This is a genomic window from Metabacillus rhizolycopersici, assembly GCF_020075705.1.
Map to the genome: position 1 here is coordinate 1 of NZ_JAIQUM010000223.1, position 988 is coordinate 988.

At 37.2% G+C, this 988-nt stretch carries 1 pseudogene; it reads left to right on the top strand.

From position 1 onward, the window contains the following. Positions 1–253: 253 nt before the first annotated feature. A pseudogene (locus K9V48_RS28130) lies at positions 254–933 on the top strand (IS6 family transposase). The last annotated feature ends 55 nt before the right edge of the window (positions 934–988 follow it).

The window sequence follows — 988 nt, forward strand, 5'->3', positions numbered from 1 at the left end:
TGAAATCATTTGGATATCACCTACATACAGTTAATAAAACCATTATAGAGTAAAAAGGCAGTTGAAAGTTCGATATAATCGAACTTTCAACTGCCTAATTTAATAATGGACTTTTTCAGTGGCCTCGTTTAGACAGGAATGGTTTTTCCTTTATCTAATTGTGGTTCTGGTGCAAAAAGATTAAATTGATTGCAAGTATTCTCTCAAACTTGAACATACTGATACTATTACTCTAAAAAAGGATGTGATCAGTATGGAAAAGCAAAATCTATTCAAGTGGAAACATTATCAATCTTATATTATTTTATTAACCGTGAGATGGTACCTACGATAGAACCTCAGTTTTCGTGATTTAGTCGAAATGATGGAAGAACGCGGATTATCTATTGCTCATACAACCATCATGCGCTGGGTTCATCAGTATGGTCCTGAATTAGATGAGCGGGTACGGCGTCGTCATCTTAAGCCAACCAATGATTCTTGGCGAGTCGATGAGACGTATGTAAAAGTCAATGATCAATGGATGTACCTATATCGTGCAGTCGATTCGGGAGGAAATACGATTGACTTTTATTTAAGTAAATCTAGAAATATCAAAGCAGCCAAGCGTTTTTTCAAAAAAGCCTTGGCTGTTTGTTATTCTACAACACCACGTGTCGTTACGGTTGATAAAAATTCAGCGTATCCTTTCAGTTAAAAGAGGAAAAGATGATGCCTGAAGGCGTTAAGATCAGACGAATACGGTATCTTAACAATATAGTGGAACAAGATCATCGTTTCATTAAGAAACGTGTGCGTTCTATATTGGGATTCAAGTCGTATGAAACAGCCGTTTCTATATTGAGTGGCATTGAAGCGATGCATATGATGAAAAAAGGACAACATCACCAACGGGTGAAGTCTGTCCAAAATGAAGTCAAATTCATAAAGTGAGACTTCCATCAGTGGGGGTTTTCTGCATCCCCCACTGATGGTTAGCGAGACTTAT